The 12,736-nt window shown below is 37.8% G+C and carries 10 protein-coding genes and 1 pseudogene; 8 read left to right on the forward strand and 3 right to left on the reverse strand.

The genetic code is table 11. The features are described from left to right. Positions 1 to 71: 71 nt before the first annotated feature. From H8527_RS02075 to H8527_RS02085, 3 genes are all read right to left on the reverse strand, one after another. Positions 72 to 587, reverse strand: a complete 516-nt coding sequence (locus tag H8527_RS02075; protein ID WP_370539213.1) for a hypothetical protein — start codon at positions 585 to 587, stop codon at positions 72 to 74. 74 nt (positions 588 to 661) lie between these two features. Next, entirely contained in the window at positions 662 to 1,939 is a 1,278-nt protein-coding gene (locus H8527_RS02080) for a hypothetical protein (RefSeq protein WP_187545142.1), read from the reverse strand. Between the two features lie 2 nt (positions 1,940 to 1,941). Next, complete coding sequence (locus tag H8527_RS02085) at positions 1,942 to 2,127, reverse strand: helix-turn-helix transcriptional regulator (protein WP_187545183.1); 186 nt, start codon at positions 2,125 to 2,127, stop codon at positions 1,942 to 1,944. Positions 2,128 to 2,238: 111 nt separating this feature from the next. Between H8527_RS02085 and H8527_RS02090 the strand changes: the two are divergent. The 8 genes and pseudogenes from H8527_RS02090 to H8527_RS02125 form a co-directional block, all read left to right on the forward strand. Continuing rightward, positions 2,239 to 3,541 (forward strand): annotated as a pseudogene (locus H8527_RS02090) (IS1380 family transposase). Between the two features lie 267 nt (positions 3,542 to 3,808). After that, positions 3,809 to 4,015: a helix-turn-helix domain-containing protein gene (locus H8527_RS02095; RefSeq protein WP_187545144.1), complete on the forward strand. Its 207-nt coding sequence runs from the start codon at positions 3,809 to 3,811 to the stop codon at positions 4,013 to 4,015. After that, positions 4,012 to 4,857 carry a DUF4007 family protein gene (locus H8527_RS02100; RefSeq protein WP_187545145.1) on the forward strand — a complete coding sequence of 282 codons (846 nt, stop codon included), beginning with the start codon at positions 4,012 to 4,014 and terminating at the stop codon, positions 4,855 to 4,857. The genes H8527_RS02095 and H8527_RS02100 overlap by 4 nt, the downstream gene beginning before the upstream one ends. After that, on the forward strand, positions 4,847 to 8,071 hold the full coding sequence (locus H8527_RS02105) for a hypothetical protein (protein ID WP_187545147.1): 3,225 nt from the start codon (positions 4,847 to 4,849) through the stop codon (positions 8,069 to 8,071). The genes H8527_RS02100 and H8527_RS02105 overlap by 11 nt, the downstream gene beginning before the upstream one ends. Next, complete coding sequence (locus H8527_RS02110; protein ID WP_187545149.1) at positions 8,068 to 9,168, forward strand: phosphoadenosine phosphosulfate reductase; 1,101 nt, start codon at positions 8,068 to 8,070, stop codon at positions 9,166 to 9,168. Before H8527_RS02105 ends, H8527_RS02110 begins: the two co-directional genes overlap by 4 nt. A gap of 12 nt (positions 9,169 to 9,180) precedes the next feature. Further along, a complete protein-coding gene (locus H8527_RS02115) occupies positions 9,181 to 11,457 on the forward strand; it encodes a DEAD/DEAH box helicase family protein (RefSeq protein ID WP_187545151.1) in 2,277 nt (758 codons plus the stop codon). A gap of 2 nt (positions 11,458 to 11,459) precedes the next feature. Next, positions 11,460 to 11,690 carry a hypothetical protein gene (locus H8527_RS02120; protein WP_187545153.1) on the forward strand — a complete coding sequence of 77 codons (231 nt, stop codon included), beginning with the start codon at positions 11,460 to 11,462 and terminating at the stop codon, positions 11,688 to 11,690. Then, on the forward strand, positions 11,687 to 12,736 hold a 1,050-nt coding region (locus tag H8527_RS02125; RefSeq protein ID WP_187545154.1), incomplete at its 3' end, for an AAA family ATPase. The genes H8527_RS02120 and H8527_RS02125, both read left to right, overlap by 4 nt.

Below are 12,736 nucleotides of genomic sequence, written 5' to 3' on the forward strand. Positions count from 1 at the left end.
AATAAAGGGGTTGCGATAGTGCTCACATTGGGGAAATTATCATAGGTTCCTTGACTAAAAAATCATTTAAGCTACACTTTAATTTTCTTATCATCTATGATCTCTACCGAATTCTGGAATCGTATTACCACATTATGTCTCTTCTTCATTGCTGATAAGTAAGGTTGGGTTAAACTAATATTAGTAAAAGGAGGGCGTTGCATAGGCAACGAAGCTAATAAGTAGCAAGTATTATTCTTATCGAAAACACCTTGAGACCTATAGTAATATTGTGTTTTAAATAGTTGCTTTCGAGCTTTGTTTAAATTATTCTCGTTGTTCTTAGGCTTGCAGCTATACTTTAACTCAAGAAAGAGAATCCAAGACTCATCATTACCACTATGAGGATAAATAACACATTCACATTGAGACAAAGGACTGCCATTGGCTCGAATAAAACTTGTGTTATTGAAAGGAATACCATCTATCTCCAAATTACATGGATTGTTTACCGTGAAATAGTCTATATCGCTCGATGGAGAACCTTTAATCAACTCTACTGCTCGTTTAATTTTATCCAGCTTTGTTTGTTCTGTATAGTCTGCCACATATATTGAACTGCATGTGGTGATGCCATTAGTCAATTGGTGAGGGAAATGATTTTGTATATTTGTTCGTATCATTATTCGTAGTAATTAAGCATTGAATAAAAATCATCCATCAAGTCTTTCATTTTCTGGTCGAAATAATTATCAGAAATTAGTCCATCTTCTCCTTGAATGGTACCCCTTACAACACCTTCTCTGATTTCATAAATAGATACATCTAAAGGATTGATTTTAGATAAATTACATTTGAGTTTACCCAATTCATTCGCCTCCATTTTTTTACTGACCAAACCTGCCATCATACAGTTATTTAATGCATATAACACATACGGACTATGTGTTGTAAGCGTTAATCTGTTCCCTTCTTTATTCAAACACTTTTGTAAGAAGTAATACACCAAATCTCGTTGAGTTTCTGGAAACAAATTTTGTTCTGGCTCTTCAATAATAAACTGAGAGTTCGTTGTTTTAAACAAACTATTTGATATGGTTTTGTAGTCATCAAAATATTCAACTGCTTTTTCTTCCTTTTCGTGGAGTTTTTCGTTAAAAGAATTCACGAGTTCTTGTATATCTCCTATAGGTAAATCATCCTTATCATAATAAGGTTTTAACACTTTTTCCACCGCAAGAATTCTGTTGACCCGTTGTTTTCTTTCATCCTGTTCAAAAGAAATAGTATCTTCATCATATATCCATTTTGTCAAATATTCAATCATTGCAATTAAGGGAGTAATAGACTGCAACCCGCTTGATGCGTTTGACAAGAGGATATCATACTCGGCATCATTATTATTACCTCTAATATGGTCTTCTTCACTTCCTTCAACATAATAATAGTTAACACCAAGATTCAGAACAGATAAATTATTTTCATTTGAATATTTCTTACGGGCTTCAAACCAATCAAACAAGAAACTTCTAATATTAGTATTCCCAAATTCTGATTTTCTTGCTTCAGGAAGAATAACCATATTACGTTCAGAAGGGATATAAGCTATTTTACTACGTTTGTATGCATATTTATCAACCCATGAGATTGAACATTCCTCATTTTCCCACACAATATCTAAGACCTCACTTTTGTAGTGAATATAACTATCAGAATTAAAGTAACCTTTTATCTTATGAAAAGACTCAAGACGTTCTCTGAAATATGTTTTATTTTCTTGATATTCGGAAAGGGATTGACTTGTCGCCACATCTTTTTCCACCCACGTACAAAAACTAATAATTTTTGCGATGGTACTTTTACCACTACTTTGTTGTCCCATAAAGACATTAATCCTATTGAGAGAAATCTCTACAACCTCTTTTATAGGGCCTATATTTTTTATTGTTATTGTTGACATAGTTATTGATTTGTATTATAGTTCGAATTTTCTATCAGTTGTTTTGCCTCGATTTCCAGTATCTCCGCTATCTGGAAGAGGGTTTCAAGGCTTGGTTGACGGCGATTACAGACATAGGCATTGACAATGCTGAAGCTCTTGCCAAGTTTTTCGGCAAGCCATGTTTGCCTTAATTCCGCAGCATAAATTCTTGTGAGAACTCCAAGTGCCTGAGAAACAAAGTTCTCAAAACACTTGGATATGTCAGAAATTTCACCTATCTTGGTGCTGCAAACATAGCAAGTAAGCAAAAATTTGACATGACAAAGGTAGCAATTAAAAACGAGAATATCACTTCTTTCGGTGGAATTTATCACATTATGGACGTTTTCTCAAAAGTTGGGCTTTGAAAAACTTACTGAATCTGTATTGGGCAAACGTGGAAGTAGCGGCAAAGCATTCTGTTATGGAAGTATTTTCGGCTCTCTCTTCTTCAGTTACCTTTGTGGTGGAGAATGCCTTGAGGACATCAATGTGCTTATTGGGCAGTTCAAGCAGAGACCTGATACGCTATTACCCGGTGCCGACACTGTGGGGCGAGGACTAAAGGAACTTGCCGAAAAGAATATTGTCTATAAGAGCGAGACCTCCGACAAGTCGTATAGTTTCAACACAGCAGAAAAGTTGAACACCTTACTTTTACGGATGATACGAAGAATGGGGCTTATAAAAGTGGGCAGTCATGTTGACTTAGACTTTGACCACCGGTTTATTCCAGCCCACAAGTTCGATGCAAAGTATTCTTACAAGCAGGATTTTGGCTATTTCCCTGGTTGGGCTTCCATTGGGGGAATCATAGTCGGAGGTGAGAATCGTGACGAAAACACCAATGTGAGATTCCATCAAGAAGACACGCTCCGTCGTATTATGGACCGTGTGACCTCAGAACTTGGTGTGGTAATAGAGCGTTTCCGTGCTGACTGCGGGTCGTTCTCAAAGGAAATCATCCAAACCGTAGAGCAGCGCTGCAACACGTTCTATATACGTGCAGCCAACTGCGACAGCCGATGTGAGGACTTCCGCCAGCTGAAAGAAGGGAAGAGTGTTGAGGTTGGTTATGAGAGATGCGATGTCACATCCATCAGCATGGACAACCTAATAGAAGGAAAGTCATACAGGCTTGTCGTACAGCGTAGTCCTTTGAAAGACAAGGATGGCAGGGAGCAGACGGATATGTTCGGAGTGATATACACATACCGCTGTATCCTTACCAATAACTGGACATCCACAGAGAAAGACATCATTACATTTTATAATGAGCGTGGAGCGAGCGAAAAGAACTTCGACATACAGAACAATGACTTCGGCTGGGCACATCTGCCATTTTCCTTCATGGCTGAGAACATGGCTTTCATGATGGTTACCGCCATGCTGAAGAACTTCTATCTCTATCTCGTCCGTCATATCAGCGAGAAGGTCAAGCCATTGAAAAAGACAAGCAGGCTGAAAGCCTTTATCCTGCATTTTGTCAGCGTGCCAGCAAAATGGGTGCGCACTGGAAGGCAGAACGTTCTGAACCTATATACAAATAAAACCTACTACTCTGAGGTCTCCATTGAATAAATATCATTTCTTTGTGGTTTTTCATACTTCCCCATTGGTTTGGGTGGGGGATTTCATGACTATGCAAGAACCAAGAACCCCAGAAAATCCCCATATCAATGGATAAATCCCCAAAATGTCACTTCAATATATAAAAGTACCTCACAAGGAATAATGCTGCGGAATTGAGGGAAAAAAGAAAAACAGGAAAAACTATTGGGATTCTCATAGGAAATTACTACTTTTGAAGCGAATATCACGCTAATATTGGCGTAAAATCATCAGAATATGGCAGAAAATCGCATTAAAGCCGTCCTTGCAGATAAGAAAAAGACATGCAGGTGGCTGGCTCAAGAAATAGATATGAGTGAGAATACAGTTTCTCGTTGGTGCTCTAATAAGATGCAACCATCGCTATCGCAACTTGATAAAGTAGCTGCAGCTTTGGATGTCGATATTCGCGAATTATTAAGACCTACAAAAGAAGCATTATGAGATATAGTTTTTCTGGACATGAGTCTTTTCATTGCAAATCATTATGGCTAAAGAAAGGCTATGATTTCATTTGTAATAAAAAGCATTTCACAGATACAGACTCTGTTGTAGAGCTAGGAGTCGGTAAGAATATGGTGTCGGCCATTAGATTTTGGCTGAAAGCGTTTTCGTTGACAAAAGAAGATGTTCTCACAGATTTAGCTGAATATATCTTCAGTACAAATACTGGTAGAGATCCATTTTGTGAGGATATAGCCACCCTTTGGGTATTGCATTATAATTTGGTTAAATCTCAAGTTGCAAGTATATATCAACTTGTATTCATTGACTTTCAACGTGAAAGAAGAGAGTTTGAGAAAGTACAGCTTCTATCTTTCATTAAAAGAAAATGCAGTGTTCCTGAACAAAAAAATGTCTATAATGAGAATACTGTTTCAAAAGACATAAATGTATTCCTTCAGAGTTATATTGAACCCAATGATTTAAAGCAACTTGAAAGATACTCAGCTTTGCTTATTAATCTGGAACTGATTCGAGAAATCGAAAAGGGAGTATATCGCTTTCAGGAAATAGATACCGATTCTATTCCAGATGTTGTAATCCTGTATGCTTTATGTGATATGAGGGATGAAGACAAGCTACTTTCTTTTGATAAGATACAAGAGTTAAGCTTGCTTTTCTGTATTCCTATAGCAGCCTTTTTAGATAAGGTGAGACATATTGCAGAGTTGTATCCTGACTATATCACTTATTCTGATAATAGTGGAATACGCAACATCTATTTCAAAGATAATATCGAAAGTATTCATTTGCTCGACATGTATTACAATCATGAAATATAATCCTTCAATCAACATAGAATATGGAATAGACAAAGATTTCCATTATATCGTTACACCTAATGCTCAGGCCGTAACAGGGGAACTTGTATCGAATTTCCATTCCGGCATGCACTCTTTTTCCATTATTGGCACTTACGGAACAGGTAAGTCTAGCTATCTGATGGCCTTAGAAAGAGATTTAATGGAAGGCACTAATTACCTTATACAAAACAACACAGTTTTTAGCAAAAACCTCAAAGGTTTTGAATGCCTCAATATTTTGGGAGACTATAGCACCCTTTCAAATCTATTGGCGGACAAGCTTCATTGCGACCGTTCTGATGATACCAAGAATATTTTTACCGCATTATCAGAATATTATGCTAAAGTAAAGAAAGAGAATAAGTTTCTTTTTATCGTAGTGGATGAGTTTGGCAAGATATTAGAGCATGCCGCTAAAAACAATCCAGAACGAGAACTGTACTTCTTGCAGAAGTTAGCTGAGTTTGTAAATGTACCTTCTCGAAATATTATTCTTCTGACCACTCTTCACCAAAACTTTGGTGCTTATGCAGGTAAATTGACTGATAGCCAAAGAAATGAATGGCTGAAAGTAAAAGGCAGATATAAAGAACTTGTGTTCAGTGAACCTGTAGAACAACTGCTATATCTAGCTGCAGAGCAAATATCAAACACAAAGATGAATTGCGATTCAGCAGCTCTGGTCGAACTTCTAGCGCTGGCAAAACGAACCAAGTTCATCTCGCCGCAACTTGACGGAAAGACTATCAAGAAATTGTTCCCCTTAGACGCATTCTCTGCAATGTGTATGACAAAGGCTATCCAAAGATATGGCCAAAATGAGCGAACTCTCTTTTCTTTCTTGATGTCGAAGGGAACAAATTCGTTCAGCGAGTTCGTACCTCAAGAAAATGAGACCTACAACCTATCCATGGTTTATGACTACTTGGTATATAATTTCTATTCGTTCCTTTCTGAGGCTAATGCAGACTCTATGAATTGGACCTCAATGCGCGTAGCTATTGAACGTGTAGAAAGTGGAGTTATTCATGCTGCTCACATTGCTGATGCCTTAAAAATAGTCAAAAGTATTGGTCTTCTTAGTTTGTTTGGTAGCTCAGCCACGTCAATTAGCAAAGAGCTTTTGGTAACTTATGCTCAAAAAGCATTAGCCGTTAAGAGCCCGGAGAAGGTAATTGATGCGTTGACTGCACAAAAAATCATCAGATTTGCATCATACAAGTCTTCATATATCCTCTTTGAAGGTACTGATTTAAACTTGGAAGATGAGCTTTTTAATGCAGCAAACATCGTGCAGAAACCTGCTGCTGAAATCAGCAATCTGAGTCCGTACTTATCGCAAAAAGCTATTGCTGTATCCGAAGAATATTATCGTAATGGTACACCCCGTTACTTCGAGTATATTGCTAGAAATGAGGCTGAACCCATTATGCCGCAAAGTGATATTGATGGATATGTACAGCTAGTATTCCCTTTGGATGACCAAGGAATACCTTCAACGTTGCGCATTTCCAAAGAATCGCCCTATGCGAACATTTTTGTAGTGTTTACCAATGTAGATAAGATTACCAAGCATCTGTATGAAATAGCAAAGCTTCAATATCTTAATGAGAATGTGGTACTGGATGACCGTGTGGCTAAGAAAGAAATAGAAAGCCAAATTACGTATGAGAAGTCACAGCTTAATAGCGTAATTAATGAATCCTTAGTATCAGGTTCACAAAACTGCACTTGGATATACAAGGGCGAAATTAAGGACATTAGAAGTTTCAGAGACCTCAACAAACTGCTCTCTACTGTTTGCAAAGACGTGTACTCTTCAACACCAATCCTGAGAAATGAGCTTTTCAATAAGCAGAAATTAAGCTCGGCTATTTCATTAGCTAGAGTCAAGCTTTTTGATGCTATGATTGATAATAGTGATAAGGAAGAATTCGGCTTTGCAGAGTCTACATGTCCACCTGAAAAGACCATATATTATACGATTTTCAAAAGTACAGGCATTCATCGGATGTCTAAGGATGGTCTTTACATACTGGGAGACCCTCAAAATGAACTCATCAAGGATCTTTGGACTGTATGCTGTGACTTTATCACTTCAACAACAGATAAACCGAGAAAAGTCAGCGAGCTGATTAAGATTCTTAAAGCGCAACCTTTCAAACTCAAACAGGGTGTAATTGACTTTTGGATTCCTATTTTCTTGTTTATCAAACAACAGGATTTTGCTATCTATAACAGCAATGGCGCTTACGTCATGAACATAACTAAGGAGTTTTTTGAACTGCTACAAAAACATCCTGCAGAGTTCGCTGTCAAAGCATTTAATGTCAGTGGTGTTAAGATTGAATTTTTCAAGAAATATCGTCAATTCTTGCGTAAAGATGATGGTACTGCCCTTGGTGCTACATCATTTATTGAGACTTTCAAACCATTCTTGCAGTATTATAGAAACCTCAATGAATATGCTAAGAATACCCGGAAGTTCGAAAATGTATCAACGGCAAAGTTCCGCGATATATTAGCTCAAGCCAAAGACCCCGAAAAGGCATTCTTTGGAGATTTGCCCGAAGCATTTGGCTATCAAGGTGAACAATTGACAAACAATCAAGAGTTCATAGAGCAGTACCTTGAAAAGATTCAGACAGCTGTTAGAGAGTTGAATGTTTGTTACGACAACGCTATAATACGTATCGAAAATCGAGTAAAGGATGAACTTTCTTTGGAAGGCTCGTATGAAGCATACAAACAGGTTCTTGAGAATCGATATATGCATGTAAAGAAACACCTGCTCACAACCAAATGTCGCACGTTCCTTGAACGTATATTAGCTCCTTCAGCTTCTCCCAAGGAGTTCTATGAGAAAATATGTAATGTTGTTATTGATAAGCAGCTCGTTCAGATGCGCGACAAAGAGGAAGAATCGTTACTTGACAATTTGATTTTCCTTTTCCATGAATTGGATCGTCATGTAGCCATTTCGTCTATGGATGTAGGTACCGATGAAGTATTCAATTTTGAGATTGCATCGACTTCTCACGGAATGGCACACTCTCAAACGTATCGACTTCCAGAAAAGCAGAAAGCAAAAGCAAAAGAGATTTCAAAGTCCATTGAAGCGCTTCTAACAGGTGATAGTAACCTTGATGTATGCGTGCTACTTAAAATGTTAAACGAAAAATTGGCAAAATGAACGTAAGACATATATTGGGCATATCTGGTGGCAAAGATAGTGCAGCCCTAGCAATATATATGAAGGATAAATATCCGGATTTAAAGGTTGATTATTACAACTCAGATACTGGTTGTGAACTGGAAGAAACAGAGGTCCTAATCAATCGACTAGAATCCTATTTAGGAGGTATCACACGACTACGCGCAGCAGAAGGTAGCCCTGAGCCAACGCCTTTTGAACATTTTTTGAAGGCTAGTGGTAACTTCCTTCCTTCACCTCAAGCACGATGGTACACCCAAAAAATGAAACTCGCAGAAATGGAGAAATTTGTGGGTGACGAACCAACCATTTCGTACGTTGGGATTAGAGGTGACGAGGAGCGTGAAGGCTATGTCTCTACAAAGCCTAACATTCAAGCGATTTTCCCCTTCAGAAAAAATATTTGGAGCTTGGACGTTATCAATCAATTCTTGAGTCCAAAGAATACAGATAAGGTTAGAGCAATCTATCAGCAAGTATGCCCCGATAACTTGGTTGATTCTGTTCTTCAAATTATAGATACTCCCTTAACGAGAGACTTTTATTATAGTAAGAAGCTCAATGCACTTCTAGATATAGACGTTAAGGTTTTCAATAAAGCTGTCTATGAATATTTGAAGACGACAGACCTACCTGTTGGTCAATTAGATGAGTTTCCGCTGATAGACAACGATGATGTTCTTGTAAAGGATGACATCTTCTCAATTTTGGAAGATTCGGGTGTTGGTGTTCCTGCATACTATAAGCCTGTTGAATTTGAGGTGGATGGTAGAAAAGGAACCTATAGCCGTAGTCGTTCAGGTTGTTACTTCTGTTTTTACCAGCAGAAGATAGAATGGATATGGCTATACGAACAACACCCTGATTTATTCAAGAAGGCTATGGAATTTGAGAAGGATGGCTATACATGGAATCAGCATGAAAGCCTTTCTGAACTCATTAAGCCTGAACGTGTTCGTCAAATCAAACTGGATGCAATCAAAAAGCAAGAAGCCAAGAAGAAACAAGGTGATGGCACCTTACTCGGCCAGTTAGATGATGACGAAGAACTCATGTGTGCTAACTGTTTCATTTAATATCGATACATTATGCTTAAGTCGAATGTAGTATGGCCTGATAGCCGACGTTTCAAATCACGTTCAGAGTGGGAACCAATAGGCTTCTTCTCCGAAGCGCTATGTAATGCTACACAGTTTGATTTGTACTTGGGCTTCTTTTCTTCCTCTGCTATAAATGTATTAGCTGACAGCTTTGCAAGCTTTCTTTATCAAGGTGGAAAGATGAGAATGATTATAAACGATATTCTCTCTTCTGATGATAAGCACGTGATGATGGTTAGTGAATCGGATACCAATATTCCATTTTTTGATTTGTCTAACTTGGAGTCATTGAGCTATACATTGTCAAACAGAGATAAGCACTTTTTTGAATGCCTTGCTTGGTTGATAAAAAATGAGAGAATTGAAATTAAAATCGTTTCACCTAAAGAAGGTCATGGCATATCACATGCCAAATGTGGCCTTTTTAGTGATGGCTTAAACAGAGTCGCTTTTGATGGATCATGCAATTTTTCACGAACGGCTCTAATCGAAAACATAGAGAGCATTACTGCATTCTGTGATTGGGATGGTCAAGGTGATGTTTTTAAGATTAATGATATTCAAGAAGAGTTCAATCGCACCTTCGCAGGCAACAATGATACTGTCACCTACTTGAGCTGCGACAAAGTCAAAACTGCAATTACCACCACTTTTGCAGAAAAAGACATTAAAGAGCTCGTCAAGGATGAGAATGTCTTGATAAGCAAATCTCTTGATAAGGAATTGCCATCAAGTATAAGTAAATATCTGACTAAAGCCAAGGTAAGAGTCCTTGATATGATTGATAAGATGGCTCCATCCAAGCCCTCTGTTGAGGATTCTGATGAGCCTAAATTTCCATTTTCTGAGCCAAGAGAATATCAAAAACAGGCTTTTGAAAATTGGAAGAATAATAAGCAGCAAGGCTTGTTTGCTATGGCCACTGGTACTGGTAAAACATTGACTTCATTAAATTGCTTATTGAACATATACAAGAAGTATCATTTTTATAAATCTATCATTTTAGTCCCAACGATAACTCTCGTAGATCAATGGGAGCAAGAATGCAAACGGTTTAACTTCAAAAACGTTGTTAAGGTCAGCTCCAAAAATGCAAAATGGAAAGACGAAATAGGCACTATTAAACTCAGAGAAGAGATTAATGATAACGCAGACGTTTCGTATGTCATTATAGCTACTTATGCATCGTTTGCCCGTGAAGCGATTTTTAAGGAGCTAATGTCTTTCAATAAGATAACTCAAAAACGTCTCCTGTTTATTGCTGATGAAGCACATAATATGGGAGCAGGTAGAATCTTAGACCGGTTAAATGGCATTAAATTCTTGAGACGCATCGGCCTTTCTGCCACTCCAGAGAGGCAATACGATGATGTCGGAAATAAAGCCGTGATGAATTTCTTTGGATGTGAAAAAAGTTATACTTTTGAATACTCCATGAGAGATGCTATTGAAAATGGTTTCCTTTGCAGATATTACTACTATCCTCATCTAGTAAGACTTACCGACGAAGAAATGTCTAAGTATATGCATATTTCTACGCAACTCGCTAAGTCCTATAGCAATGAGCGCAGATGTTTTAATACCGATGACGATATAGTAATGCGTCTGCTACTTAAACGCAAACGTATCATACATAAAGCGTCTAATAAGGATAGTCTTTTCAAAAGTATCCTAGAGCAACGATACAAAGAAAAAGGAAATCTAAAATACACCTTAGTCTACGTACCCGAAGGTTCACGCCCAGACGATGAACAATCAGATATGTATGATAAGCGTGAAGATGTTGAATCTGATGATTATTCTGAAAACTTAATTGATAAGTATTCTCAGATAGTCTTAGATGTGAGTAACGAAACAACAGTAAAAAAGTTCGTTTCTGGCATCAATGAGAGAGGCATTATACTCGACAAATTCGCCGAAGGTGAAATTGAAGTACTTACTTCCATGAAATGTTTGGATGAAGGTGTTGACGTTCCACGTAGTGAAATGGCCATATTCTGTGCAAGCACTGGTAATCCAAGACAATTCATTCAGCGTCGAGGACGTATCTTGAGAAAACATCCTGACAAGCATATGGCTGTAATTCATGACTTAGTTGTTGTGCCTGAAATAAACTCAGAACAAGACAACTATGCTATGGAGCGCAACCTCTTACAAAGTGAATTAAAACGAGTTCATGACTTCGCCATTCTTTCGGAAAATGCAGATTTTGCATACACTGAATTAGAAGACGTTACGTCATACTATAACCTATCAATATTCTAAAGATGGACAAATCAAATCTTGACAAGATGCTCGAAGCAGTGCTTCTTGATGAGCAGTTAATGAAGTTTGGCAAGTATGAGGCTTATGAAGTCGGTAATATTTATCAAGCTTTAGAGTCTGACAATTACGTTATTAATGTAGTTGCCCAAATTATAAAAAGATGCTCTGAGGATGGCGCAAAGGAAAGCGAAATCTGGAGGGAAATTAATGACTATTTAAAAAGAAACGTATGATTATAAAGGAATTACGAATCAAGAATTTCCGGAGCTACTATGGCGATAATAATCGTTTTGTCTTTTCGGATGGTCTTACTCTAATTATCGGTGACAATGGCGATGGTAAGACAACTTTCTTTGAAGCACTCCAGTGGTTATTCAATACTACTGTAGATAAAGGAAGTATGGACCATGTTTCAGAAATGAGAAAATCAAAACTGGAAATCGGTGAATCAGATGAAGTAACAGTTTCGATGCTATTTGAACATGACGGTGAGAAGAGTGTTGAGAAGTCATTTTCATTTGAACGCACAGGAGAAGATACATTTAAGGTTGGCACCCTTATGTATCGAGGCTTTGAAACCAATAATTCAGAGCGCGTTTCTGTTAATGGTAAAGCCCTAATCGACAGATGCTATGATGCCTTCATACAGCGTTTTAGTATGTTCAAGGGAGAATCTGAGCTTAATGTATTTGACAGTCCAACTGCCCTGAAGGATTTGGTAGATAAATTTTCTGATATTCGTCAGTTCGATAAGCTTGAAGAGTTCTCAGCATCATTTGCACAGAAAGCAAATACGGCATATCTCAGACAGATTAAGTCTGATGAAAAAGTTTCAAAAGAAGCAAGTTCATTGGAACTTAGAATTAAGCATAAAGCTGATGAAATAAGTCAAACCAAGACAGATATTAAAGAAAAGACCCACTCGTTAGAGTTGTTTACGACCAAGCTTTCTCAATTGGAACAGAGTCAGGAGACCTCTGAACGATACAAGGACATTTCAAATCGCCTTAAGACCAAACAGGAAAAAGCGACGAGATTAAAAGCTCAAATTGGAATGGTAGACTATAACCATAGTCTGCTTGATAAATTGTGGATTCTGGGTGCGTTTCCTCCAATCCTTAAAGAGTTTCAACAAAAATGTTCTGCTCTAAGTAAGGAAAAACGTCAACTCGAACGAGATTTCGATAAGCAGCAGGCAGCAGCGAAAGCGAAGCTTGATACAATCAAAGAATTACAAGGTGTGCTAATTAATGGTGCAACTGAACTTCCATGGTATTTA

Source organism: Alloprevotella sp. Lung230 (genome assembly GCF_014385435.1).
Taxonomy (GTDB): Bacteria; Bacteroidota; Bacteroidia; order Bacteroidales; family Bacteroidaceae; genus Alloprevotella.